This window comes from Nonomuraea sp. IBHARD001 (assembly GCF_056106265.1).
In genome coordinates this window covers 5,656,381-5,679,998 of record NZ_JBWBBW010000002.1, presented here as the reverse complement: position 1 = coordinate 5,679,998, position 23,618 = coordinate 5,656,381, and the positions used below count along the sequence as shown (strand labels likewise).

The 23,618-nt window shown below is 69.9% G+C and carries 21 protein-coding genes; 13 read left to right on the top strand and 8 right to left on the bottom strand.

The annotated features are described in order from the left end of the window. The first annotated feature begins 22 nt into the window (after nt 1-22). From ACTWNK_RS27920 to ACTWNK_RS27875, 10 genes are all read left to right on the top strand, one after another. Nucleotides 23-826: a hypothetical protein gene (locus tag ACTWNK_RS27920; RefSeq protein ID WP_474307513.1), complete on the top strand. Its 804-nt coding sequence runs from the start codon at nt 23-25 to the stop codon at nt 824-826. Beyond that, the gene (locus tag ACTWNK_RS27915; protein WP_474307512.1) at nt 820-2,466 is read left to right on the top strand and encodes an outer membrane protein assembly factor BamB family protein; all 1,647 of its coding nucleotides are present in this window, start codon (nt 820-822) and stop codon (nt 2,464-2,466) included. The genes ACTWNK_RS27920 and ACTWNK_RS27915 overlap by 7 nt, the downstream gene beginning before the upstream one ends. Nucleotides 2,467-2,684: 218 nt before the next feature. Beyond that, a complete protein-coding gene (gene ruvC, locus ACTWNK_RS27910; RefSeq protein WP_474307511.1) occupies nt 2,685-3,227 on the top strand; it encodes a crossover junction endodeoxyribonuclease RuvC in 543 nt (180 codons plus the stop codon). Continuing rightward, complete coding sequence (ruvA, locus tag ACTWNK_RS27905; protein ID WP_474307510.1) at nt 3,224-3,844, top strand: Holliday junction branch migration protein RuvA; 621 nt, start codon at nt 3,224-3,226, stop codon at nt 3,842-3,844. Before ruvC ends, ruvA begins: the two co-directional genes overlap by 4 nt. Before the next feature lie 22 nt (nt 3,845-3,866). Beyond that, nucleotides 3,867-4,907: a Holliday junction branch migration DNA helicase RuvB gene (gene ruvB, locus ACTWNK_RS27900; protein ID WP_474307509.1), complete on the top strand. Its 1,041-nt coding sequence runs from the start codon at nt 3,867-3,869 to the stop codon at nt 4,905-4,907. Nucleotides 4,908-5,542: 635 nt separating this feature from the next. After that, nucleotides 5,543-5,926 carry a preprotein translocase subunit YajC gene (yajC, locus tag ACTWNK_RS27895; RefSeq protein ID WP_474307508.1) on the top strand — a complete coding sequence of 128 codons (384 nt, stop codon included), beginning with the start codon at nt 5,543-5,545 and terminating at the stop codon, nt 5,924-5,926. An 83-nt stretch (nt 5,927-6,009) separates the two neighbouring features. Beyond that, nucleotides 6,010-7,716 carry a protein translocase subunit SecD gene (secD, locus tag ACTWNK_RS27890; RefSeq protein WP_474307507.1) on the top strand — a complete coding sequence of 569 codons (1,707 nt, stop codon included), beginning with the start codon at nt 6,010-6,012 and terminating at the stop codon, nt 7,714-7,716. A 1-nt stretch (nt 7,717) separates the two neighbouring features. Further along, nucleotides 7,718-8,704 (top strand): protein translocase subunit SecF, encoded by a 987-nt coding sequence (secF, locus tag ACTWNK_RS27885; protein WP_474307506.1) that lies wholly within the window; start codon nt 7,718-7,720, stop codon nt 8,702-8,704. An 80-nt stretch (nt 8,705-8,784) separates the two neighbouring features. Continuing rightward, nucleotides 8,785-9,297: an adenine phosphoribosyltransferase gene (locus ACTWNK_RS27880; RefSeq protein ID WP_474307505.1), complete on the top strand. Its 513-nt coding sequence runs from the start codon at nt 8,785-8,787 to the stop codon at nt 9,295-9,297. 187 nt (nt 9,298-9,484) lie between these two features. Then, nucleotides 9,485-11,680, top strand: a complete 2,196-nt coding sequence (locus ACTWNK_RS27875) for a RelA/SpoT family protein (protein WP_474307504.1) — start codon at nt 9,485-9,487, stop codon at nt 11,678-11,680. A gap of 41 nt (nt 11,681-11,721) precedes the next feature. On the opposite strand, the gene ACTWNK_RS27870 is transcribed toward ACTWNK_RS27875, so the two are convergent. The 4 genes from ACTWNK_RS27870 to ACTWNK_RS27855 all read right to left on the bottom strand — a co-directional run bounded on the left by ACTWNK_RS27870 (nt 11,722) and on the right by ACTWNK_RS27855 (nt 16,260). Beyond that, nucleotides 11,722-12,675, bottom strand: a complete 954-nt coding sequence (locus tag ACTWNK_RS27870; RefSeq protein ID WP_474307503.1) for a L,D-transpeptidase — start codon at nt 12,673-12,675, stop codon at nt 11,722-11,724. 137 nt (nt 12,676-12,812) lie between these two features. Next, nucleotides 12,813-13,871, bottom strand: a complete 1,059-nt coding sequence (locus ACTWNK_RS27865; RefSeq protein WP_474307502.1) for a TOMM precursor leader peptide-binding protein — start codon at nt 13,869-13,871, stop codon at nt 12,813-12,815. Between the two features lie 243 nt (nt 13,872-14,114). Next, entirely contained in the window at nt 14,115-15,365 is a 1,251-nt protein-coding gene (locus ACTWNK_RS27860) for a DUF349 domain-containing protein (protein ID WP_474307501.1), read from the bottom strand. Between the two features lie 37 nt (nt 15,366-15,402). After that, nucleotides 15,403-16,260 carry a peptidylprolyl isomerase gene (locus ACTWNK_RS27855; RefSeq protein WP_474307500.1) on the bottom strand — a complete coding sequence of 286 codons (858 nt, stop codon included), beginning with the start codon at nt 16,258-16,260 and terminating at the stop codon, nt 15,403-15,405. A gap of 138 nt (nt 16,261-16,398) precedes the next feature. Between ACTWNK_RS27855 and ACTWNK_RS27850 the strand changes: the two genes are divergently transcribed. The 3 genes from ACTWNK_RS27850 to aspS are packed head-to-tail and all read left to right on the top strand — an operon-like array spanning nt 16,399 to nt 20,077. Beyond that, the gene (locus ACTWNK_RS27850) at nt 16,399-17,079 is read left to right on the top strand and encodes an MBL fold metallo-hydrolase (RefSeq protein WP_474307499.1); all 681 of its coding nucleotides are present in this window, start codon (nt 16,399-16,401) and stop codon (nt 17,077-17,079) included. After that, on the top strand, nt 17,079-18,341 hold the full coding sequence (gene hisS / locus ACTWNK_RS27845) for a histidine--tRNA ligase (RefSeq protein ID WP_474307498.1): 1,263 nt from the start codon (nt 17,079-17,081) through the stop codon (nt 18,339-18,341). The genes ACTWNK_RS27850 and hisS overlap by 1 nt, the downstream gene beginning before the upstream one ends. Then, the gene (gene aspS / locus ACTWNK_RS27840) at nt 18,338-20,077 is read left to right on the top strand and encodes an aspartate--tRNA ligase (RefSeq protein WP_474307497.1); all 1,740 of its coding nucleotides are present in this window, start codon (nt 18,338-18,340) and stop codon (nt 20,075-20,077) included. Before hisS ends, aspS begins: the two co-directional genes overlap by 4 nt. A gap of 137 nt (nt 20,078-20,214) precedes the next feature. Here aspS and ACTWNK_RS27835 read toward each other — a convergent pair whose 3' ends face one another. The 4 genes from ACTWNK_RS27835 to ACTWNK_RS27820 all read right to left on the bottom strand — a co-directional run bounded on the left by ACTWNK_RS27835 (nt 20,215) and on the right by ACTWNK_RS27820 (nt 23,574). Further along, a complete protein-coding gene (locus ACTWNK_RS27835) occupies nt 20,215-21,423 on the bottom strand; it encodes a cytochrome P450 family protein (protein WP_474307496.1) in 1,209 nt (402 codons plus the stop codon). Nucleotides 21,424-21,529: 106 nt separating this feature from the next. After that, entirely contained in the window at nt 21,530-22,447 is a 918-nt protein-coding gene (locus ACTWNK_RS27830) for a peptidylprolyl isomerase (RefSeq protein WP_474307495.1), read from the bottom strand. A gap of 93 nt (nt 22,448-22,540) precedes the next feature. Continuing rightward, the gene (locus tag ACTWNK_RS27825; protein WP_474307494.1) at nt 22,541-23,071 is read right to left on the bottom strand and encodes a TetR/AcrR family transcriptional regulator; all 531 of its coding nucleotides are present in this window, start codon (nt 23,069-23,071) and stop codon (nt 22,541-22,543) included. Beyond that, on the bottom strand, nt 23,068-23,574 hold the full coding sequence (locus ACTWNK_RS27820) for an SRPBCC family protein (protein ID WP_474307493.1): 507 nt from the start codon (nt 23,572-23,574) through the stop codon (nt 23,068-23,070). Before ACTWNK_RS27820 ends, ACTWNK_RS27825 begins: the two co-directional genes overlap by 4 nt. Nucleotides 23,575-23,618 lie beyond the last annotated feature (44 nt).

Here is a 23,618-nt window from a genome sequence, read left to right as displayed (position 1 = left end):
CAGCCGGGAGGAACCGGCGCGTGTGAGGTGGTGGCAGACGTGGTGGGCCAAGGCGACCGCGCTCCTGCTGGTGGTGGCGGGGGTCTGGTTCAGCGACGTCTGGCGGTTCGTCGCCGACCCGGCGAAGACGGCCGACACGCTGATGGGGCGTCCCGTACTGGTCGCCGAGGTACTGCCCCGCGACCCGCTCGATGATCACCTCGCCCTCGCGAGCCCGCCGACCGGAACGGCCGACCGTGTCGCCCTGCTCACCGGGACCCCGCCGGGCGGGTTCGCCGCGGTGGCCGGGTCGCTCGGCGCGGCGCAGGTGCGTGTGGCGAGCATCGGCCTGCTGCTGACCGGTGGGCGTGATCGCGTGACGGTGTACGGCGTCAGACCGGTCATACGCTCCTCAGGTCCTCCGGTCGCCGGGGCCTTCGTGGCCTTCGGGACGCAGGGGGAGCGCGAGAAGATCACACTGGTCGCCGACCTCGACCGGCAGCCCGCCGAGTTCCGCGCCGCCGCGAACCCGGCCGAACGCTACTTCCAGCACAAGGACATCGCACTCGCCCGCAACGAGCAGGTCTCCCTCGAACTGGCGGTACGCACGACCGCACGCCGTTCCTACACGTTCGTCCTGGAGGTCGACTACACGGTCGACGGCAAACCGGGCAAACAGCTCGTGGACGACCACGGTACGCCTTTCAGGGTGACGGGCGTGCCCGCGAGCCCACGTGACTACGGCGTCGTCTACCAGCCGGTCGGGCAGGGGTACCGGGCCGTGCGTCCAGGGAACCTGTGCGCCTACGCCGAGAGCCTCAAGCTCGACTGGTTCCCCCGGTGCTGACGCCGATCCGGCGGCCGGGCGCTCTGCTCGTGACGCTGCTGCTCGTCGCGGCCGTGCTCACACCCGGCGGCGGCACGCCTGCTTCGCCTTCGGCGCTGCCCGAGCGGGCCAGGATGTTGTGGTCGCTGCCGCTGCCTCGCCTCATGGGATTCCCGCCCAGTCCCACGGCGGTCGTGGGCGCGACGGTCCTGCTGCCCAGCGATCCCGGTATGACCCTGGCCCACGACATCGTCACCGGACGCCCGATCCTCGACCCCACACCGCCGTCCTCCGCCGCCGGGCTGTACGGGTTCGGACCGACGCTGGTGGCACACATCGGGTACGGCCCCGGCGGCCCCGAGCAGGTGCTGGGCTACGAGGCGGCCACGATGGAGCACCTCTGGGAGCGAGACCTGGCGCCTGCCTGGCAAGGGCGGCCCTGGGTACGCGCCGCGGCCGGGCTGGTGCTCGTGAGCGACGGCCCCGTGATCAGAGCGCTGGACCCGCGTACCGGCCGGCAGGTCTGGGAGCGGCTCTTCGCCGGGCGGTGCGCCGGTGACGCGCGGGTGTCCGGGCGGTTGCTGCTGCTGTTCGACCGGTGTGCGGGCGGAGAGCCCTCCCGTCTGCTCGCCCTGGACGCGGCGACCGGCTCGCCGGAGGTCGACACCGACGCCACCGATCCGACGGAGGTGGAGCCGTTCCTTGAGGCGGTGGCCCTGGGGGACGGCGTGCTGCTCAAGGGGCCTCGTCTCGCGGGCGGTCGAGGGGTGGTCAGGGCGTTCGGGGCGGGGGCCGGGTCTGGGGCGCGGGTGGAGCGGGTGGTGCGCGGCGGCATGGGGGATGTCGCGTTCCTGACGCACTACGTGGGCACGAAGGGGACTCTTTCCGCCTATGACGAATCGGGCGAGAAGCTGTGGAGTCGTCCGGTCGCCAAGGGGATCACCACTGCGCGGTCCGGCCATGACTGGGTGGCGGGTGATCTCGCCGTCGCCCTCGCGAGCGGGCCGAGCGGTCCGTTGCTGCTCGACGTCGTCGCCCTGTCCGACGGGCGGAGGGCAGTGTTCCCGCTGCCGCTGCACGCCTCGCAGGCGGAGATCATCGGCGGGTACGGGGACGTGGTGCTGGTGCGCGGGTACGGGGCGCGGGGGATCGGCGTCAGCGCGTTCAGGCTGGAGGGGCGTGCTGCGGGGGCGGCGCCGAGCGTCGTGCACGCGCCGCTCGGGGACTGGCCCGACGCCTGTTCGGTGTTGCCCGCGGCGCTTTTGCCGGGCGGGGCGGACGGCTACACGCTCGTGCCCGGCCGGGAGGGGTTCGGGCTGCCGGCCGTACGGGCGACGGCGTGTGAGTTGGTGCCCGTCGACGATCGGTATCCGTTGGTCCGGGTCGAGGTCGAATGGCTGGCAGACTCGCCCGACGAGGCCGAACGGCTGGCGCGTGCCGAGCGGGCGGGTCGGTTGGGGACGATGCGTGCCGTCGGTGGCGGCCTGTACACGCGTCCCAGCCGGGGGATGTCGAGCGAGCCGACCCATGTGCTCGTCGTCTCGGGACGGCTCATGGTCGGGGTCGAGGTGGTCGACTCGGCGTACGACAGTCTGCGGTTCGCCCGGCTGGTGGCCGAGCGGCTGCGCGCGAAGCGGCTGGGGAAGGGCGTGGTGGGGTAGCGGGCGTCGTTGCGGCGCTGTGCCGGAGTCCTGCTCCGGACGCGTGAGTGAGGGAGGGCGGCCATGGACGGCGGGAGGCCGGGGGTGGGCTTGCCGTGAAGGGGGGCGGGGCTGTCGTAAAGGGGATCCTTCGGGAGCGGGGCGTGTTCGCGGTGCGGTGGCGGGGGGATGCGGGTAGAGTCTGCTGCCGAACAGATGTTCGGCGAAAGTGGGTGGCGGTGCGGGTGCTGGGGGTCGATCCTGGGCTGACCCGGTGTGGGGTCGGGGCCGTCGAAGGCCGTCCTGGGGCCGCGTTGTCGCTGGTGGCCGTCGGAGTGGTGCGCACGCCCCCCGACGCCGAGCTCGGCGCGCGGCTGGTGGCCGTCGAGGCGGGCATCGAGCAGTGGCTGGACGAGGTGCGGCCCGACGCGGTCGCGGTGGAGCGGGTGTTCGCCCAGCACAATGTCCGCACCGTGATGGGCACGGCGCAGGCGTCGGCCGTCGCGATCCTCTGCGCCGCACGGCGCGGGCTGCCCGTCGCCCTGCACACGCCGTCGGAGGTCAAGGCGGCCATCACCGGCAGCGGCACCGCCGACAAGAAGCAGGTCGGCACCATGGTGACCAGGCTGCTCCGCCTCACCGAGATGCCCAAGCCCGCCGACGCCGCCGACGCGCTCGCCCTGGCCATCTGCCATGTGTGGCGCGGCGGTACCCAACATCGCCTGGCCGAGGCGCTGGCCAAGGCCGGCGCCCGCACGACGTGGAAGGGGCGCGCATCGTGATCGCGTCAGTGGCGGGCCGGGTCGCGGCGATCGCGCCCGACGGAGCCGTGGTCGAGGTCGGCGGCGTGGGCATCATGGCCCACTGCACCCCCGGCACCCTGGCCACGCTACGCGTCGGCGAGGAGACCAGGCTGGCCACGTCGCTCGTGGTCCGCGAGGAGTCGCTCACCCTCTACGGCTTCGCCTCCGACGACGAGCGCGTGGTGTTCGAGCTCGTGCAGACCGCGAGCGGCGTCGGGCCCAAGCTCGCCCTGGCCATGCTCGCGGTGCACACGCCCAACGCGTTGCGCGTGGCCGTCGCCGCCGCCGATCTCAAGGCGCTGACCAGGGTTCCCGGCATCGGCACCAAGGGCGCCCAGCGCATCGTGCTGGAGCTCAAGGACAAGCTCGGCACGCCGGAGGAGGCGGTCAACGCCGCGCTCAACGGCAAGAGCAAGGCGCCCGTCTGGCGCGACCAGGTGCATTCCGGTCTCGTCGGCCTGGGCTACTCGGCCAAGGACGCCGACGAGGCCATCGCCGTGATCGAGCCCGAGGCCGAGTCCGAGCTCGTCGAAGGCCGTGCGCCCCAGGTCGCCGCCCTGCTCAAGGCCGCGCTGCGTGCGCTGAGCGTCCGATGAGCACCACCGCCAGGAGGGCCTGGTGAACTACGAAAGGGAGCTCGTCTCGCCCGAGCCCGAAGGCGACGAGCAGCAGCTCGAGGCGGCGTTGCGGCCCAAGCGGCTGGCGGAGTTCATCGGCCAGTCACGTGTGCGCGAGCAGCTGTCGCTGGTGCTGGAGAGCGCGCTGCGTCGTAACCGGCCGCCCGACCACGTTCTGATGAGCGGTTCGCCCGGTCTCGGCAAGACCACCCTTGCGATGATCATCGCCGCCGAGCTGTCCGCGCCGCTGCGCATCACCTCGGGTCCCGCGCTCGAACGCGCCGGAGACCTGGCCGCGATCCTGTCGACGCTGGCCGAGGGCGAGGTGCTGTTCATCGACGAGATCCATCGCATGGCCAGACCCGCCGAGGAGATGCTGTATCTGGCGATGGAGGACTTCCGGGTCGACATCGTCGTCGGCAAGGGCCCGGGCGCGACCGCGATCCCGCTGGAGATCGCACCGTTCACCCTGGTGGGCGCCACGACCAGGGCAGGCATGCTGCCCGCCCCCCTGCGCGACCGCTTCGGCTTCACCGCACACATGGACTTCTACGACACCGCCGAGCTCGAACAGGTCCTGCACCGCTCGGCCCGCCTGCTCGGCGTCACCCTCCCCGTCGAGGGCGCCCACGAGATCGCCAGACGCTCCCGGGGCACACCCCGCATCGCCAACCGCCTGCTCCGCCGCGTCCGCGACTTCTCCGAGGTCCGGGCCGACGGCATGATCACCCGAGAGATCGCCTCCGCCGCGTTGAACCTGTACGAGGTGGACGGCGAGGGCTTGGACCGTCTCGACCGTGCCGTGCTCGGCGCGCTGCTGCGGAAGTTCGGCGGGGGGCCCGTCGGGTTGTCGACGCTGGCCGTGGCCGTGGGGGAGGAGCCTGAGACCGTCGAGGTGGTCGCGGAGCCGTTCCTGGTGAGGCAGGGGTTGCTGGCGCGTACGCCTCGGGGGCGGGTGGCCACGGCTGCCGCTTGGATGCACCTGGGGATGCAGCCGCCGCCGGATGCGTTTGGGGCGGGGTTGTTTGATTTGACGCAGTAGGCGGGGTGCCGCGCTGAGGGGCTGGGCGCCTGGGGTGCGTGGGGGCTTGGGCGTATGTGCTTGCGCTCGTGGTGTGCGTGCGCTTGCCTACGCTGACGATGCTCGTGCTCGTGCTCGTGCTCGTGCTCGTGCTCGTGCTCGTGCTCGTGCTCGTGCTCGTGCTCGTGCTCGTGCTCGTGCTCGTCTTTGGGCCTGTGGCCTGTTTGTGTCTGCGTTGTCCGGGTGTGTGCCGACTCTTGGCTCGCGTTGCGCTTCGTGTGCCCGCGCTCAGTTCGCCTGGGCTTGTCGTGGTGCCCCATGGTGGCCGTCTGGTCCCGTGTGGCCCCGTCGCACCGCCCCCGCGTACCCCTCCCATCCCTCGGCGCGATGCCGGTGACTTCTCAAAGGGAACCGGCGCTAAAACTTGACCACTTCTGTTCGACCTACACGAGGAATCACAGATAGGTTGCAAGCGTTGCAAAATGGGAACTTCCCCGCGCGCCGGATCGCTGGTTCGTTGCCGGGTTTCGTGACGCTCGCCTAAACTCCGTGGCTTGGCTGCCTGTGTAGGCTGACGTGCTGAGCGGCGCGGCCCGTGACGTGACGCATCGTTCGTCCGGCTCTCAGGGCCGGTTCTTGTATGGAAGGTGGCCCTCGTGAACAGCGGCACTTTGATGAACATCCTCCCACTGATCCTGCTGGTGGTGGTGTTCTACTTCCTGTTGATCAGGCCGCAGCGCAAGCGCCAGCAGGAAGCCGTGAAAATGCAGAACTCCCTGGCGCCCGGCGCCAGGGTGATGACCACGACCGGTCTTCTCGCCACGGTCGTGGGCGTCGACAACGAGGACGTCATCCTCGAGGTCGCGCCCGGAGTCGAGACCCGCTGGGTCAAGGCGGCCATCGGCCGTGTCATCACTCCGGTCGCGGGCGACGAGGACCTCAAGGGCGGCTCCGCAACGGCCGCCGAAGAGGCGCAGGACAGCACCCCCGAGATCGCGGAGCTCAACGACGACCAGGACCAGAGCACGAAGAAGTCCTGACTAGGCTCTGCGTGAAACCCCTAACCCGAAAGAACTGACGACCAGTGGCCCGACCGACCAGCGGCCAGAGCCGACCGGGGCGCATGCTCCTGGCGCTCCTGGCGCTCATCCTCGCCATGGGCGGGGCGATGTTCCTGCAGAAGGCGTTCGCGCCGAAGCTCGGACTCGACCTCGCAGGCGGAACGACGGTGACGTTGTCGCCGATCACGCCGAACGGCTCGCCTCCTTCCGAGGAGAGCCTCAACCGCGCGGTTGCCATCATCCGCGAGCGTGTCAACGGCACCGGCATCTCTGACGCCGAGGTCGCGAAGTCCGGCAGCAACATCGTCATCTCCGTCCCTGGCGCCGGCCAGGAGGAGGTCATCAAGCTGGTCGGCACCACGGCGGAGATGCGTTTCCGCCAGGTTCTCGCCGCTGCGGTCAACCAGGCGCCCGGCGAGCTCGCCACCCAGGCCCCGACGCCGGGCTCCTCGCCGTCGGCCACCACCTCGGCCCCGGCCGAGCAGCCGAGCCCGACGGCCTCGGCCGTCAAGCCGAGCGCGAGCCCGACCGGCAAGGCCCTGTCGTCGGCGCTGACCGCGCCCAGCCCGAGCGCATCGGCGGCACCCAGCGCGTCGGCCGAGCCGAAGGCCACGGGCGAGGCGTCGACCGCGCCGAGCGCCCAGCCTTCGCAGCCGCAGCAGCCGCAGGACCCGCTCGCCGGAATCGACAAGACCGGCATCGACCCGGCCCTGCTCAAGCAGTTCACCGACCTGGACTGCACCAAGGACAAGGGCCTCGGCGTCCAGGACGACCCGAACAAGCAGTTCGTGGCCTGCCAGGACGACGGCTCGGTCAAGTACATCCTCGACAAGGCCGCGGTCGTCGGCACCGACATCGACTCGGCCACCGCGGGCGTCCGCCAGGGCACGGGCGAGTGGATCGTGCAGCTCTCCTTCAAGGGCAAGGGCCCCGAGGAGTGGCGCAAGATCACCACCACCGCCTTCAACTCCCAGCCGCCGCGCAACCAGGTCGCCGTCGTCCTCGACGGTGTGGTCATCACCGCGCCGAACATCACCGAGCCGATCCCCGGCGGTCGCGCCGAGATCTCCGGCAGCTTCACCCAGCAGACCGCGACGGAACTGGCCGACCAGCTGAAGTTCGGCGCACTGCCGCTGAAGTTCAACCGCAGCTCGGTGGAGACCGTCTCCTCGACGCTCGGCCAGGACCAGCTCATGGGCGGCCTCATCGCCGGAGCCATCGGCCTCGGCCTGGTGGTCGTCTACTGTCTGCTGTACTACCGGGGCCTGGGCATCGTCGCGGTGCTGAGCCTCCTGGTGGCCTCGATCATCACCTACCAGGCGGTCGTGCTGCTCGGTGAGAACGCCGGGTTCCGGCTCTCGCTGCCGCACATCATCGGCCTGGTGGTCTCGATCGGCATCACAGCCGACTCCTTCATCGTGTACTTCGAACGTATTCGTGATGAGATGAAGGAAGGCAGACGGACGCTCCGCGCGGCCGTCGAGGTGGCCTGGGTCCGCGCCCGGCGCACGATCCTGATCGCCGACGCCGTGATGTTCATCGCCGCGCTCGTGCTGTACTTCCTGGCCGTCGGCGGCGTGGCCGGTTTCGCGTTCGCGATGGGCCTGACCACGCTGATCGACATCGTGGTGGTGTTCATGTTCACCAAGCCGTTCATCGCTCTGCTGGCGCGGATGAAGTTCTTCGCCAAGGGGCACAAGCTGTCGGGTCTCGACGCCGAGCGCATGGCGACCGAGCCCGCCCGCCCGACCACCCCCCAGGAGGCCTGAGATGGGACTGGGTCGCCGCCTCTATCGAGGTGAGATCGATGTCGACTTCGTCGGCCGCCAGAAGCTCTGGTACGGCCTGTCGGCAGCCCTGCTGGTCATCTCCATCGCCGGTCTGCTGTTCAACGGCCTGAACCTGGGCGTCGAGTTCAGGGGCGGTTCGGTGTTCTCCTTCGCCGCGCCGCAGGCCTCGGTCACCGAGGTACGCGCGACGGTGAAGGAGGCGGGTCCGCACCAGGTCATCGTGCAGACGGCCGGTGAGCGCTGGCGTGTGACGACGGAGTCGCTCAGCGACGCCAGCATCACCAACGTGCAGAAGACGATCGCCGCCACCTACAAGGTCCCGGAGAACCAGATCGACATCCAGTCGATCGGCGCCTCGTGGGGTGGCGAGGTCTCGCAGAAGGCCTGGATCGGCCTCGGCGTGTTCATGCTCGCCATCATTCTGTACCTGAGCATGGCGTTCGAGCCGAAGATGGCCCTGGCCGCCATCGTCGCCCTGATCCACGACCTGGTGATCACCGCGGGCGTCTACGCGTGGTCGGGCTTCGAGGTGACCCCCGCGACCCTGCTGGGCTTCCTCACCATCCTCGGCTACTCGCTGTACGACGCGGTCGTGGTGTTCGACATGATCAAGGAGGTCACCGCCAAGCTCGGCACGACCTCCAAGATGACCTACACCCAGGCCGCGAACAACGCGCTGAACCACACGCTGATCCGATCGCTGAACACCTCGCTGGTGGCGATCCTGCCGGTGGCGGCGATCCTGTTCATCGGCACCACGCTGCTCGGCGCCGGAACGCTGAAGGACCTGGCCCTGGCTCTGTTCGTCGGCATGGTCGTCGGCACGTACTCCTCGCTGTGCGTGGCCACGCCGCTGCTGGTGACGCTGAAGGAGCGCGAGCCGAGGTACAAGGCGATCGCCAAGCGTCTGGCCTCCACCGGCCAGACCACGGGCGGACGCCGTCCGGCCGCCGCGGCCAAGAAGTAGGTCCACGCTGTCAGCGCCCCCGGTCCCCGGCGCGGGACCGGGGGCGCTTGCCGTACCGCCGAACGTGCTGAGGAGCCCCCATGAACGAGCAGCTGGTGCTCGCCCACATCCGTGACATCCCCGACTACCCGCAGCCGGGTGTGCTGTTCAAGGACATCACGCCGCTGCTGGCGGCCCCCGAGGCCTTCGCCGAGGTCGTCGACACGCTGGCCGGGCTGTACGAGGTCGACAAGATCGTCGGCATCGAGGCGAGAGGCTTCATCCTGGCCGCCCCGGTCGCCTACAAGGCGGGTGCCGGTTTCGTCCCCGTACGCAAGAAGGGCAAGCTGCCCGCGGCGACCCTGGAGGCCGCCTACGACCTGGAGTACGGCTCGGCGGTCATAGAGGTGCACGCCGACGCCTTCGAGCCGGGAGAACGCGTTCTGGTCGTCGACGACGTCCTGGCGACCGGAGGTACGGCGGCGGCCACGGTGGAGCTGCTGCGCAGGGCCGGGGCCGAGGTCGCGGGCGTGGCGGTGCTGATGGAGCTGTCCTTCCTCAAGGGCAGGGACCGCCTCACCGACGTCGACGTACACGCCCTGATCACCGTCTGACTGGGCCGGGAACACCAGGTGCGCTGACCGGCGCTTCACCACGTGGATACACTGAAGGATCTGGACTCGAAGACAAGGAGTCTGTGTGCCCCGTGATGTGGTCGCGCCCGACGTAGCCGACACCGGCAGTAACGAGGCTGTGTCCGGCGTCCCTGGGACGCGTCGAAGGCGTTTTGGGGGTGGGACCATGAATCCTGTGCTGGAGCCGCTGTTCCGCACGGTCAGGGCCACTCACCCCAAGGCCGACCTGCGGCTGATCGAGCGTGCCTACGACGTGGCCGCGCACCACCACCGCGACCAGAAGCGCAAGAGCGGCGACCCGTACATCACCCACCCGCTCGCCGTCGCCACCATCCTGGCCGAGCTCGGCACCGACGACGAGACGTTGTGCGCGGCGCTGCTGCACGACACCGTCGAGGACACCGCCTACAGCCTCGACGAGTTGCGCGCCGACTTCGGCGAGAAGATCGGCCTGCTCGTCGACGGCGTCACCAAGCTGGACAAGGTGAAGTTCGGCGACGCCGCGCAGGCCGAGACCGTGCGCAAGATGGTCGTGGCGATGTCGCGCGACATCAGGGTGCTGGTGATCAAGCTCGCCGACCGGCTGCACAACATGCGCACGATGCGCTACCTGCCCGAGCACAAGCGGCACCAGAAGTCGCGCGAGACGCTGGAGATCTTCGCCCCGCTGGCCCACCGTCTCGGGATGAACACCATCAAGTGGGAGCTCGAAGACCTCGCCTTCGCCATGCTCTACCCCAAGCGCTACGACGAGATCGCGCGCATGGTGTCGGAGCGCGCGCCCAGGCGTGACCTGTTCCTGCAGGAAGTGATCGAGAAGGTGTCGGCCGACCTGCGCGACGCCAAGATCCGCGCGACCGTCAAGGGCCGCCCCAAGCACTACTACTCCGTCTACCAGAAGATGATCGCCCGCGACGTCGCGTTCGACGACATCTACGACCTGGTGGGCATCCGGGTGCTCGTCGACACGGTGCGCGACTGCTATGCGGCACTCGGAACGATCCACGCGCGATGGAACCCCGTGCCCGGCAGGTTCAAGGACTACATCGCGATGCCCAAGTTCAACATGTACCAGTCGCTGCACACCACGGTGATCGGCCCCGAGGGCAAGCCGGTCGAGCTGCAGATCCGCACGCACGCCATGCACCACAGGGCCGAGTACGGCGTCGCCGCCCACTGGAAGTACAAGGAGGAGGTCGGCGCGGGCGCCGGCCAGGGCGGCAAGGTCAAGCAGGGCGGCGAGATGGCGTGGCTGCGCCAGCTGCTCGACTGGCAGAAGGAGACCTCAGACCCGGGCGAGTTCCTGGAGTCGCTGCGCTTCGACCTGTCGGTGTCGGAGGTCTACGTCTTCACCCCGCGCGGCCAGGTCGTCGCGCTGCCCGAGGGCGCCACGCCGGTCGACTTCGCCTACGCGGTGCACACCGAGGTGGGCCATCGCTGCATCGGCGCCCGGGTCAACGGCAGGCTGGTGCCGCTGGAGTCCAGGCTGGGCAACGGCGACACCGTGGAGATCTTCACCTCCAAGTCGCCGGACGCCGGTCCCTCGCGCGACTGGCTGAAGTTCGTCAAGTCGGGCCGGGCCCGTAACAAGATCCGGCAGTGGTTCTCCAAGGAGCGCCGCGAGACCGCGATCGAGGCGGGCAAGGAGGCGATCGGCAGGGCGATGCGCAAGCAGGGCCTGCCGCTGCAGCGCCTGATGTCGGGGGAGTCCCTGCTCGCCCTGGCCCGCGACCTGCGCTACCCCGACGTCTCGGCGCTCTATGCCGCCGTGGGCGAGGGGCACGTGGCCGCACAGGCGGTCGTGCAGAAGCTCGTGGCCTCCATAGGCGGCGTCGACAGTGCCGAGGAGGACATCGCCGAGGCCTCGCTGCCCACGCGCCTGCGCGGCCGTCCCAGGGGCGGCGGGGGAGCGGGCGTCGTGGTGGCGGGCGACGCCGACGTGTGGGTGCGCCTGTCGCGCTGCTGCACGCCGGTGCCCGGTGACGACATCGTCGGCTTCGTCACGCGCGGCCACGGTGTCTCGGTGCACAGGGCCGACTGCACGAACGTCCAGCAGTTGAAGGAGCAGCCGGACCGCCTGGTCGAGGTGAGCTGGTCGCCGGGCGACGACTCGGTCTTCCTGGTCGCCATCCAGGTCGAGGCGCTGGATCGCCCGCGTCTGCTCAGCGACGTCACCCGCACGCTGTCGGACCAGCACGTCAACATCCTGAGCGCCTCGGTGACCACCTCACGCGACCGTGTGGCCGTCAGCAAGTTCACCTTCGAGATGGGCGACCCCAAGCACCTGGGGCACGTCCTGAAGGCCGTGCGCAGCATCCAGGGCGTCTACGACGTCTACCGGGTGAGCGGCGCGGGCAGCTGAACCGGTGCAGCCCCAGGAGCGGGCCGCACCGAGGCGGGCGGCTAGGCGCCGGTCGTCGGGACCGGGGTCGGCGTCGGGGTGGCGGTGGGAGTGTAGCCGGGGGGCAGGGCGCTGCCCTTCTTCCACTGGTTCCAGGTCAGCTGCCAGTAGCTCCAGCCGTTGCGCCAGTCGAGCTTGCGCTTGGTGCCGGTGATCTTGACGACGTCACCGCGCTGGGCGATGCCGTAGAACCACTTGGCGCCCGCCGGGGTGGCCCGGACGCAGCCGTGGCTCTGGTTGGACTTGCCGAGGTACTGGTAGTCGCCCGCGCTCTGGTGGACGTACTCGCCGCTGTCGGAGATGCGGACGGCCCAGGGGATCTCCAGCTTGTAGTACAGCGGGTCCTTGGGGTCGGTGACGCCGAGCCAGCCGGAGGTCATGGTCTCCACCGGCTTCTTGCCCATGGCCAGGTGCACGCCCGAGGTGGTGAGGTACACATCGACGCCGCCGCGCCTGAGCCCGCCGCGGCCCGCGCTGATCGGGATGGTCTTGGCGTGCCTGCCGTCCCTGCTGACCTTCATCACGTGCTTCCTGGTGTCGACGACGGCGATGTTGGCCGTGCCGACGGCGAAGCGCCTGGTGACGTCCTTGGCCTGCTTGTTGCCGGGGATCTGGCTGAGCCTCGCGGTCAGGAGCACCTTCTGGTGCGGCTTCCAGTACGTCCGGGTGCGGTAGATCACCTTGCGGTCGGAGACCCAGCGCCAGGCCCCTTCGACCGGCTTGTCCGCGGTGACGACCAGCGAGGCCTCGGCCGCCGCCTTGTCGGCGACCGCCCGGTCGAACAGGACGATGATCGGGAAGCCGACGCCGACCTTCTCCACCTTCTCCCCCATGGGGGTGATGTCGGCGATGCCGAGCGGTGCGGCGACCTGTGCCGCCGCGGGGACGCTCGTCATGTGTACGGCGGCGCAGGCGGCCGCCGTGGCGAACGCGAGCGCTCGCTTGAGGGTGTTCACGGTGTGCTCCCAGAGGTGTGGTGCGTTCCATAGGAGACGGCCGAAACCCCTCATGCGTTGGACCGGATCCCATAACGATCAAGCAACGACCGGCACAGGGGGCCCAAAAGAAACCCGAAGTTATGTGATAGCGCCCCTTATCCACATGTGGGGCAGTCGGCGAGTTTGTTGAATTCCGTAACTTTCGTACTCAACCTCAGCAGATCCAGCCAGACCGTACGCCCCTCGATCGCCGAAGCCCCCAGCCCGGTCAGATAACGAATGACCTCCGAGGCCAGTAAGGACCCCACCACACCGCACAACGGCCCGAACGCCGGAATGGTACGGCCGGCATTGTCGCACTCCGGCATGATCGCGGTGCGCATGCGCTCGCCGAGCTGCCGTTCCTGACAGGCCAGGCATCCGGTCTTGCCGGGCTCGACCAGCGGTCCGACCAGTCCGACGTGCTGACTGAACCCACCGGTCGCGAACGTCACGCTCGCGGCCATGCACGCGGTGTTCACCCAGCGGCGGATGTGCGGCTGCGGGGTGTCGACGGTGCTGATCACCAGGTCGGCCCCGACGATGGCGTCGGCCACGTCCTCGGGCCCGCGCAGCCGGCGCTCCAGCTGCTCGATCCTGGCGTCGGGGTGGTGGGCGCGCAGCCTCCTGGCCGCCGCCGCCACCTTCACCGCGCCGACGTCCTGTGCGGTGTAGAGGTGCTGGCGGTGCAGGTTGGACAGCTCGACCCTGTCGTCGTCGACGATACGCAGGTGACGCACTCCGGCGGTGACCAGGTGGGTGGCGACGGCGCCGCCGATCGCCCCCATGCCGAGCACGGTGACACGCGTGCCGTACAGCTCACGCAGCACGCTGACGGTCCTTTCTGCAGACAGGAACATCGACAGGAACAACGCCTGTCTGGACTGACGCACATCGGCGGTGAGCAGCGCGACGTCGCACTCCATCACCAGCACGCGGGCGTCGAGCAGTTGGTCGAGCGCCGCGTCGATCTCCTGAGAGGTCGCGCCGACGACGAGTTCGCGCAGCTCGGCCCGCTCGCGCGGGGTGTCGGCGCACAGCCGCAGCAGCTGCCGCAGCGGCGCCTGAGCGGGCTCCAGGATCCGCCCTGTCGGTGGGAAGTCCCCGAGTCGCGCCAGTTGCCGCGAATCGTCGAGGAAAAGGGGGAAAGCCGGATTCACCTGAATCCGAGGCATGGGCAAGGCTCCCGAGAGGCCGACAGCAGAGATGGCGCCTTCGAAGAGTAAAGAAAGAGAAAGAGAAAAGGGAAGACCCAATGACCGTTGGTGATGTCATTTGCGCGACGTGTCATGGTTCTTGCTATTTGCCAGCAAAGGTGGGGTCCAGCGCCTCCGGACACGCGAATGGGCCTCCGCCGGCATCGGCGAAGGCCCATCTTCCGCAGGGTGACGACCGGCGCGAGGCCGGCCCGAGCGGCGTCAGCTGAACTCGGCGAGCGTGTGCTCGGCCTCCTCCAGCCAGGAGCGGCGGGCGGCCAGCGCCTCCTCCGCCTCCTTGACGTCCTTGGCCCGTCCGGCCGCCTGGGCCTTGCCGAGCTTGGTCTCCAACTGCTCGATCGACTTGCGGAGCTGGTCGACCGTGCTCTGGGCGCGGGCCCTGGCCTCGGGGTTGGAGCGCTTCCACTCCTGCTCCTCGGCCTTGCGCACGGCGTCGTCCACCTTGCGCAGCCCGCCTTCGAGCCGGTCGCGCTGCTCGCGCGGCACCGGTCCGACGGCCTCCCAGCGCTCCAGGAGCGCACGCAGCGCGCCGCGGGCGGCCCGCGCGTCGGTGACGGGAAGGATCTTCTCCACCTCGACGAGCAGCACCTCCTTGGCCTCGGCGTTGGCCGCGAGCGAGGCGTCACGCTCGGCGAAGACCGCCGAACGCGCCTGGAAGAACTGGTCCTGCGCGCCCTTGAAACGGTTCCAGAGCTCGTCCTCGGCGTCACGCGAGGCCCGACCGGCGCTCTTCCACTGCTGCATCAGATCGCGGTAGATCGACGCGGTCTGACCCCAGTCGGTCGAGGTGGCCAGCGCCTCGGCCTCGGCGACGATGCGCTCCTTGGTGGCGCGAACGCCCTCACGCTGCTCGTCGAGCCCGGCGAAGTAGGACTTGCGACGCTTGGCGAAGGCCGTGCGGGCCGCCGAGAGCCGCTTCCACAGGGCGGCCTCGGTCACCCTGTCGATGCGCTCGGCGGCCTTCCACTCCTCCACCAGCTGGCGCAGCCGTTCGCCGCCGGACTTCCAGTGCGTCGTCTCGTCGGCGATGCGCTCGGCCTCGTCGACGATCCGTTCCTTGACGCCCTTGGCCTCCGCGCGCGCCACGTCACGGGCGGCCTTGACCTCCTCGCGGCGCTTGGCCACGAGCTCGGACAGTCCCGCCAGCCTTGCCACCAGCGAGTCGAGGTCGCCGACGGCATGTGCCTCGGCCACGGCCTCGCGCAGCTTGACGATGCTGGCCTCGGCCTGGGCGGGGGCAAGGTCGGTGCCCTTGACCCGCTGCTCCAGGAGTTGTACCTGGCCTGCCAGCTCGTCGTACTTGCGGTGGAAGTAGGCGAGCGCCTCCTCGGGCTCGCCCGCCTGCCAGGACCCGACGGCCCGCTCTCCCTCAGCCGTACGCACGTAGACGGTGCCGTCGTCGTCTACCCGGCCCCACGGGTCGGTGCTCACCGTGTCCTCCCGCACTTTCATCAGACCCTTCGGGACTATCGTCCCTAGTTGTATTACGTCAGCTCTTGCCAGAGATTGTCACGTCTTTGATGTCCACGCCGACCTTCGGCGCGGTGTTGTCCTCCAGGAAGCCGCCCTTGGCGACCTTGTCGACGATCTCCATTCCCTTGGTGACCGTACCGAACGGGGTGTAGCTGGGAGGCAACGAAGCGGTCTCATCGCCGTAGACGATGAAGAACTGGCTGCCGTTGGTGCCGGGCCCGGCGTTGGCCATGGCGACCACACCGCGCTTGTACTGCATGCCGCCGAGGTTCTCGTCGGCGTACTGGTAGCCGGGGCCGCCGTCGCCGCCCGCGCTCTTGCCGTCGGCCTTGGCCAGCGGGTCGCCGCACTGCAGGACCGCGAGGCCGCCGGTGTCGGGGGTGACCAGGCGGTGGCACTTGGTGTTGTCGAAGTAGTTCTTCGAGGCGAGGAAGTCGAAGGAGTTGACCGTGCAGGGCGCCTTGGTCGGCTCCAGCTTGATCTCGATGTCGCCCTCACCGGTCTTGACCGTCATGGTCTCGGCCTTGAGGTTGGGCTTCTTCGGCGGCGTGCCGACCTTCTTGGACTTGCCCTGCGCGTCCCCGCTGTAGGCGCAGGAGACCGTCGCCAGGTCGATCGGCGAGGGCGTCACCGCGGGTGCGGACGCCTCGGGAGTCGCCGACGTGGTCGGGTCGGCCGCCGCGTTGCTGGTGGAGTCGTTGCCGCCCAGCAGGGCGATGCCGGCGACGATGCCGCCGACGACCACCACGACGCCCACCGTGGACCCGATCACGGCGACGCGCTTGGTCCGGGCTTCGCGCTCGGCGCGACGGCTCATCTGCCGCTCGTAGTGCTCACGCGCCAGTTGCTTCTGGCGTTCCTTGCCCGTGGCCACCGCTTGCCTCCCTAACGAATCAACTGAGGTGGGCGAAATGGTATCGGCCAACGGGTAATGGTTCGCAGCCCGGCGGACCGCACCGGTACCCTTCGGTTACATTCCCATCCGCATTCTTGACGAGATCACCTGAGGCAGATGCTCATCGCAGGGTTCCCCGCTGGGGCCTTTCAGACAAATTGTTACGTCGTCGCGCCCTCGGCGGGCGAGGAATGCGTGATCGTCGATCCGGGTCAGGACGCCGTCGCCGACCTCGACGACCTGCTGCGAGAGCATCGGCTGAAGCCGGTCGCGGTCCTGCTCACCCATGGGCATCTCGACCACGTCTGGTCGGTGGCCCCGGTGTGCGGCGCGCGTGACGTGCCCGCGTGGATCCACCCCGACGACAGGCACCTGCTGAGCGATCCGTCCGCCGGATGGAGCCCCCAGTCCGCCTCGCTCTTCGGCGGCATCGAGCTCAGCGAGCCCAGCGACGTGCGCGAGTTGTCCGACGGGGAGACGGTGAAGCTGGCGGGCCTTGAGCTCGTGGTCGACCACACGCCCGGCCATACCAAGGGGTCGGTGACCTTCAGGATGCCGGGCGAGCAGGTGCTGTTCGCCGGTGACCTGCTGTTCGCCGGCTCCATCGGCCGCACCGACCTGCCCGGCGGCGACTACCCGGCCATCCTGCGCAGCCTGGCCGACAAGGTCCTGCCGCTGCCCGACGAGATGGTCGTCCTGCCGGGACACGGACCGCAGACCACGATCGGCCGCGAGCGCGCCACCAATCCGTATCTCACGGAGGCCGCGCCGCACGCCGGTCCCAAGCGAGGGATGTAATGAGTTTCCAGGCACCCAAGGGCACCTTCGACTGGCTGCCGCCGCGCTCGGAGCGCGCGCTGCTGGTCCGCGAGGCGATGTCGGCTCCCGCACGCCGTGCGGGCTACGGCTACATCGAGACGCCCACGTTCGAGGACACCGCGCTGTTCTCGCGCGGCGTCGGCGAGTCGACCGACATCGTCTCCAAGGAGATGTACACCTTCGAGGACAAGGGCGGGCGCTCGATCACCCTGCGCCCCGAGGGCACCGCGGCCGTCGTGCGCGCGGTCCTGCAGCACGGCCTGCACAACGGGCCGCTGCCGGTGAAGCTGTGGTACTCCGGCAACAACTTCCGCTACGAGCGCTCGCAGAAGGGCCGCTACCGGCACTTCTCCCAGGTCGGCGTCGAGGCGATCGGCGCCACCGACCCCGCGCTCGACGCCGAGACCATCCTGCTGGCCGTCGAGGGCTACGCCTCGCTGGGCCTGAGCGGCGTGACGCTGCTGCTCAACTCGCTGGGCGACGCCGAGTGCCGCCCCGCCTACCGGGCATCGCTGCAGGAGTTCCTGCGCGGCCTCGACCTCGACGAGGCCACCAGGGCGCGCATCGAGATCAACCCGCTGCGCGTGCTCGACGACAAGCGCCCTGACGTGCAGGCGCAGCTCGAAGGCGCCCCGCTCGTCGTCGACCACCTGTGCGGCCCGTGCAAGGCCTATCACGAGGAGGTCCGCGCCCTGCTGAGCGCCTCGGGCGTGGCCTACACCGACGATCCCCGCCTGGTGCGCGGCCTCGACTACTACACGCGCACCACGTTCGAGTTCGTGCACGGCGGCCTCGGCTCGCAGTCGGCCGTCGGCGGCGGCGGGCGCTACGACGGGCTCAGCGAGCTGATCGGCGGCCCCGCGCTGGCGAGCGTCGGCTGGGCGATCGGCGTCGACCGCACGGTCCTGGCCATGGAGGCCGAGGGCCTGTTCGACGACGAGGCCGCCGAGCGCCGCGTGCAGGTGTACGGTGTCGCGCTGGGCGAGGAGGCGAGGCGCCGGATGTTCGCCCTCGTCAACGAGTTGCGTACGGCGGGCGTCGCCACCGACATGGCCTTCGGCGGCAAGGGCGTCAAGGCCGCCATGAAGGGCGCCGATCGTTCGGGTGCGCGTTTCGCGCTGATCCTGGGCGATCGCGACCTGCAGGCGCAGGCCGTACAAGTGAAGGACCTGACCACAGCAGAGCAGACCGAGGTGCCGTTGGCCCAGGTCGTGGACGTCTTGAAGGGACAATTGCAGTGATCCGCACGCACACGGCGGGCAGCCTCCGCAAGGAGCACGCCGGGCAGCAGGTAACCCTGGCCGGATGGGTGGCGCGACGGCGCGACCACGGCGGTGTGGTCTTCATCGACCTGCGCGACGCCTCGGGGTCGGCGCAGGTCGTCTTCCGCGAGGAGGATCACGCGCACGACCTGCGGGCCGAGTTCTGCGTGAAGATCGTCGGCGAGGTCCGGGTCAGGCCCGAGGGCAACGAGAACCCCGACCTGCCGACCGGCGCGGTCGAGGTCGTCGCCTCCGAGGTCGAGGTGCTGAGCGAGTCGGCGCCGCTGCCGTTCCCGATCGAGGGCACGGCGGGGGTGAGCGAGGAGGCGCGGCTGAAGTACCGCTACCTCGACATGCGCCGCCAGCAGCTCGCCGACGCGATGCGCCTGCGCTCCAAGGCCACCTACCTGGCGCACCAGGTGATGGACGAGCACGGCTTCGTGTACGTGGAGACGCCGACGCTGACCCGCTCGACGCCCGAAGGCGCCCGCGACTTCCTGGTGCCGGTGCGGCTGCAGCCGGGCAACTGGTACGCGCTGCCGCAGTCGCCGCAGCTGTTCAAGCAGCTGCTGCAGGTCGGCGGCCTCGAGCGCTACTACCAGCTGGCCAAGTGCTACCGCGACGAGGACCTGCGCGCCGACCGGCAGCCGGAGTTCACCCAGATCGACGTGGAGATGTCGTTCGTCGACCAGGACGACGTCATCGCGCTCGGCGAGGCGCTGATCGGCCGCGTGTGGAAGGAGACGCTCGGCTACGAGCTGCCCGCGCCGCTGCCGCGCATGACCTACGCCGAGGCCATGGCGCGCTACGGCTCCGACAAGCCGGACCTGCGCTTCGGCCAGGAGCTGGTCGAGGTCACCGAGTACTTCGCCCAGACCTCCTTCCGCGTCTTCCAGGCCGACTACGTGGGCGCGGTCGTCATGCCGGGCGGCGCCTCGCAGACGCGCAAGGAGCTCGACGGCTGGCAGGACTGGGCCAAGGCGCGCGGCGCCAAGGGCCTGGCCTACGTGCTGGTGCAGGAGGACGGCACGCTCGGCGGCCCCGTCGCCAAGAACCTGTCGGAGAGCGAGACGGCCGGACTCGCCGAGTTCGTCAAGGCGGCGCCCGGCGACGCGATCTTCTTCGCCGCCGGGGCCCGCTCCTCCTCGCGCGACCTGCTCGGCGCGGCCAGGCTGGAGATCGGCCGTCGTTGCGGCCTGATCGACACCTCGCAGTGGGCGTTCCTGTGGGTCGTCGACGCCCCCATGTTCGAGGAGGACGGCGAGGGCGGCTGGACGGCCGTGCACCACCCGTTCACCGGGCCGAAGCCGGAGTGGGCCGACAACTTCCAGGACCACCCGGGCGAGGCGCTGGCCTACGCCTACGACATGGTCTGCAACGGCATGGAGATCGGCGGCGGCTCGATCCGTATCCACCGCGCCGAGATGCAGCAGCGCGTGTTCGACGTGCTCGGCATCGGCAAGGACGAGGCCGAGGCCAAGTTCGGCTTCCTGCTCGACGCGTTCAAGTTCGGCCCGCCCCCGCACGGCGGCATCGCCTACGGCTGGGACCGGATCTGCATGCTGCTGTCGGGCGGCGAGTCGATCCGCGACGTCATCGCCTTCCCGAAGACGGCCTCCGGCTTCGACCCGCTGACCAGCGCGCCGACGCCGATCACCGCCGAGCAGCGCAAGGAGGCGGGCGTCGACGCCAAGCCGAAGGCCGAACAGCTCTAGCGCACTCCCCGCGGTCCTCACGGCCGCCGCCAGGACAGCCCTGGCGGCGGCCGTACCCGTTCCGGGGTGTTATCGGGCGTCCGCGGTGGCCGGGCGCGTCACGGGCGCGCTCAGCTTCGCGGGACGGGCGCCGCCGGTCAGAACGTGACCGGCAGCGCGGCCAGGCTGCGCAGGACCGAGCCGCTGAAGCGCCACCGCAGCTCCGAAGGCGCGACCGCGAGCTGCAGGTCGGGCAGCCTGCGCAGCAGCGTGCCGAAGGCGATCTGGCCCTCCAGCCTGGCCAGCGGCGCCCCCAGGCAGTGGTGGATGCCGTGCCCGAAGGCGAAGTGCCGGTTGTCCTCGCGGGTGATGTCCAGCGTGCCAGCGTCGCGGTGGGCGTCGGGGTCGCGCCCGGCCGCGCCGATCGACACGTGCACGAACGAGCCCGCCGGGATCGGCGTCCCGGCGATCTCCATGTCCTCGGTCGCGATGCGGAACGTGCCGCGCTCGACGGGCGCGTCGAAGCGCAGGAACTCCTCGACGGCGCCCGGCAGCAGGGCGGGCTCGGCGCGCAGCAGGTCGAACTGGTCGCGGTTGAGCAGCAGCGCGGCCGTGCCGTTGCCGATGAGGTTGACGGTCGTCTCGTGCCCGGCGATGAGCAGCAGCGCCAGCGTCGAGAGCAGTTCCTTGCCGCTCAGCACGCCCTCGTCGGCGCTGGCCGCGACCAGGGCGCTGATCAGGTCGTCGCGCGGGTCCTCGGTCCGCTCGCCGATCAGCGCGGTGAAGTACGCGCGCAGCTCCCCGCTCGCGGCGTTGCGCCTGGCGACCATCTCCTCGTCCAGCGCCGGGGTCACCAGCAGCCCCGACCACTCACGGAAGCGGTCGCGGTCGGAGTCGGGCACGCCGAGCAGCTCGCAGATCACGATGATCGGCAGCGGGAAGGCGAAGGCGTCGATGAGCTCGGTCTCGCCGCTGGACTCGAAGGCGTCGACGAGCTCGTCGGTGATGCGCTGCACCCTGGGCCGCAGCGCCTCGATCCGGCGTGCGGTGAACGCCTTGGTCAGCAGCCTGCGTTGGCGTGTGTGGTCGGGAGGGTCGGACATGAGCATGTTGTCGGCGAGCACCGGATTGGTCGACAGCAGCGATTCGCGGAACCACTGCGGCCCGTTGTCCAGGCTCTTGGACAGCCGCTGGTCGGCCAGCGCGGCCCGGCCGTGCTCGTGGTCGAGGACGAGGAAGGCGTCGCAGTTGGGCGGGAAATCGATGGCGTGCACCGGCCCCTCGGCCCTGAGCGCGTCGTACACGGCGTAGGGATCACGGCCGAACTCGGGGGAGAAGAGGAACTCGAACGGCAGTTTTGCGGACATGCGCGACTCCTGACTTCCGATGGGCAACCGGCTCCACTCTGGATCTCCGTCAACGCCGAAGGGCCCCATGTGAGCACAATCACATGGGGCCCTTCGCAGCTTGGGATCAGCTCGCCGTGACGCTGACCTTCTTGATGACGATCGGCGTCTTGGGCGCGGTCGCGCCGCCCTCGCCCGTGACGTCGTGGTCGTTGACGATGAGGTCGTTGCCGTCCTTGGCCACGCCCTCGATCAGCTCGATGCCCTTGCTCACCATGCCGAACGGCGTGAACTCGGCCGGCAGCTGGGAGTTGTCGTCCGACAGCGAGATGACGAACTGGCTGCTGTTCTGCCCGGCCTCACCGCTGCCCTGGGCCATGAACACCACACCCTTGGTGTACGGCATGCCGATGTTCTCGTCGCCGTAGATGTAACCGGCGGTGCCCATGCCGTCGGTGGGGTTGAGCCCGTCGGCCTTGGCCAGCGGGTCGCCGCACTGCAGCAGGTGCAGGCCGGAGACGTCGGGGGTGACCAGGCGGTGGCACTTGGTGTCGTTGTAGAAGTTCTTCTTGGCCAGGAAGGCCATCGAGTTGACCGTGCACGGCGTGACGTTCGGGTCGACGTCGATGACGATCTCGCCCAGGCTGGTGTCGAGCGTCATGGTCGACCACTTGAGGTTCGCCTTGGCGGGCGGCAGGCCGACGAACTTCTCCGGCGTGCCCTCGACCTTGTCACGCTTGTAGGTGCAGGAGACGGGCCCGGTCTTCGGCTTGGCCGTGCTCGGCGCCGTGGGGATGGCGGCCGTGGCGGAGGGCGAGCTCGACGGCGTGGCCGAGGCGCTGGGCTGCTCGGCGGCCCCCGCAGGCTGGGTGTCGGTGCCGCCGACCAGTGTGGTGGCGGCGACGATGCCCGCCACGACGGCCACGACGGCCACGCCCGCGCCGATGAAGATGTTCCGCTTGCCCTTGGCGGACTGCGCGGCGCGCTGTTCCTGCCGTTCTTTGTGCTCCCGCGCCAGCTGGCTCTGGCGGTCCTCGCCGGTCACAGGTATGTCCTCCATGGTTGCCGGGCATGTTTGCCGAGACTTGACTCGGGGAATGCTACCGGGCTCGCCATGTGCTTCACGTAAGAGCTGAAATCACACCACAGTGAACGCCTGTGCCCCCTGTGACCAGGTCCGGTCGAGGTCGCCGCCGGGCGTGAACCTCTCGTCGATCTCCAAAATCGCCATCCCGTGCGCGAACGCCCACAACGCCTGAGCCAGGTACGGCTCGCCCGTGGCCAGGAGGAACGGCGTGCCCGCCCAGTCCTCCAGACCGGGCGCGAGACGCTCGCGGGCCAGGGCGCCCGATGTGGACAGGCGGTAGAGGTTGGGATGAGCCTTGGCCAGGCGCCGGTACTCGCGCAGGATCGCGGCCACGGGCTCGGGCTCGGCGAGCGCGGCGTGCAGGGCGGTGCCGAGCTCCAGCAGGGCCTGCTCGATGAGCAGCGCCTCGACGGCGGCCTTGTCGGCCATGTGCTTGTACAGCGAGGGTGCCCGGATGCCGATCCGCTCGGCGAGCGCCCGCATCGTCAGGGCCTCGGCCCCCTGCTCCTCAAGCAACTCCCTGGCTGCGGCCGCGATCTGGGCGACGCGCGGCGACGACGTGGTCAGGGGTGGATGAGTCATCCGGCCATCTTCTCAGCGCGGGCCTTCAGCGCCGCGTTCATCGCCTCGAATCCGTCCTGAACGTCGAGCGTCGCCCCCGCGAACGGCACCAGCACCCCGGTGAAGCTCTCGCCCTGCACCAGCCGTGTGCGGCCCTCGCCCGACGGCGTGAGCGTGAAGTGGTGCTCGCCGTCCACGACGCCGGGCAGCACGAACCTGCCGACCCAGCGCAGCTCCCGGCCCGGATCGGCGACCAGGACGGTGGGGGCGAACTCCATCACGCCCTCGCCGTTCTTCAGCGTGTTGTGCAGCACGGCTCCGGCCCGGGCCTCGCCCCGGCTGCTGACGATGAACGGATTCCACTGCGGATAGGCGGCGAAGTCGGTCAGCACACTCCACACCTGGGCGGGGGAGGCGTCGATCTCGATCTCGGCGCGTACCTCGGTCGGGCTGAGCCTCGTCCAGCCGTACAGGCCGGAGACGGCGAGCAGGAGGGCGGCGGCGGCGACGAGGGCGATGCGCATGGGAGGGCCTTCCGGGCGTGGCTAACGGCGTTAGCCACAACCAT

Coding starts and splice junctions, on each gene's coding strand:
- ACTWNK_RS27820 (WP_474307493.1), bottom strand. CDS start 23,574: ATGCGCATCGCCCTCGTCGCCGCCGCCGCCCTCCTGCTCGCCGTCTCC.
- ACTWNK_RS27880 (WP_474307505.1), top strand. CDS start 8,785: ATGAACGAGCAGCTGGTGCTCGCCCACATCCGTGACATCCCCGACTAC.
- ACTWNK_RS27860 (WP_474307501.1), bottom strand. CDS start 15,365: ATGAAAGTGCGGGAGGACACGGTGAGCACCGACCCGTGGGGCCGGGTA.
- ACTWNK_RS27875 (WP_474307504.1), top strand. CDS start 9,485: ATGAATCCTGTGCTGGAGCCGCTGTTCCGCACGGTCAGGGCCACTCAC.
- secD (WP_474307507.1), top strand. CDS start 6,010: ATGCTCCTGGCGCTCCTGGCGCTCATCCTCGCCATGGGCGGGGCGATG.
- hisS (WP_474307498.1), top strand. CDS start 17,079: ATGAGTTTCCAGGCACCCAAGGGCACCTTCGACTGGCTGCCGCCGCGC.
- secF (WP_474307506.1), top strand. CDS start 7,718: ATGGGACTGGGTCGCCGCCTCTATCGAGGTGAGATCGATGTCGACTTC.
- ACTWNK_RS27835 (WP_474307496.1), bottom strand. CDS start 21,423: ATGTCCGCAAAACTGCCGTTCGAGTTCCTCTTCTCCCCCGAGTTCGGC.
- ACTWNK_RS27865 (WP_474307502.1), bottom strand. CDS start 13,871: ATGCCTCGGATTCAGGTGAATCCGGCTTTCCCCCTTTTCCTCGACGAT.
- ACTWNK_RS27825 (WP_474307494.1), bottom strand. CDS start 23,071: ATGACTCATCCACCCCTGACCACGTCGTCGCCGCGCGTCGCCCAGATC.
- ACTWNK_RS27850 (WP_474307499.1), top strand. CDS start 16,399: ATGCTCATCGCAGGGTTCCCCGCTGGGGCCTTTCAGACAAATTGTTAC.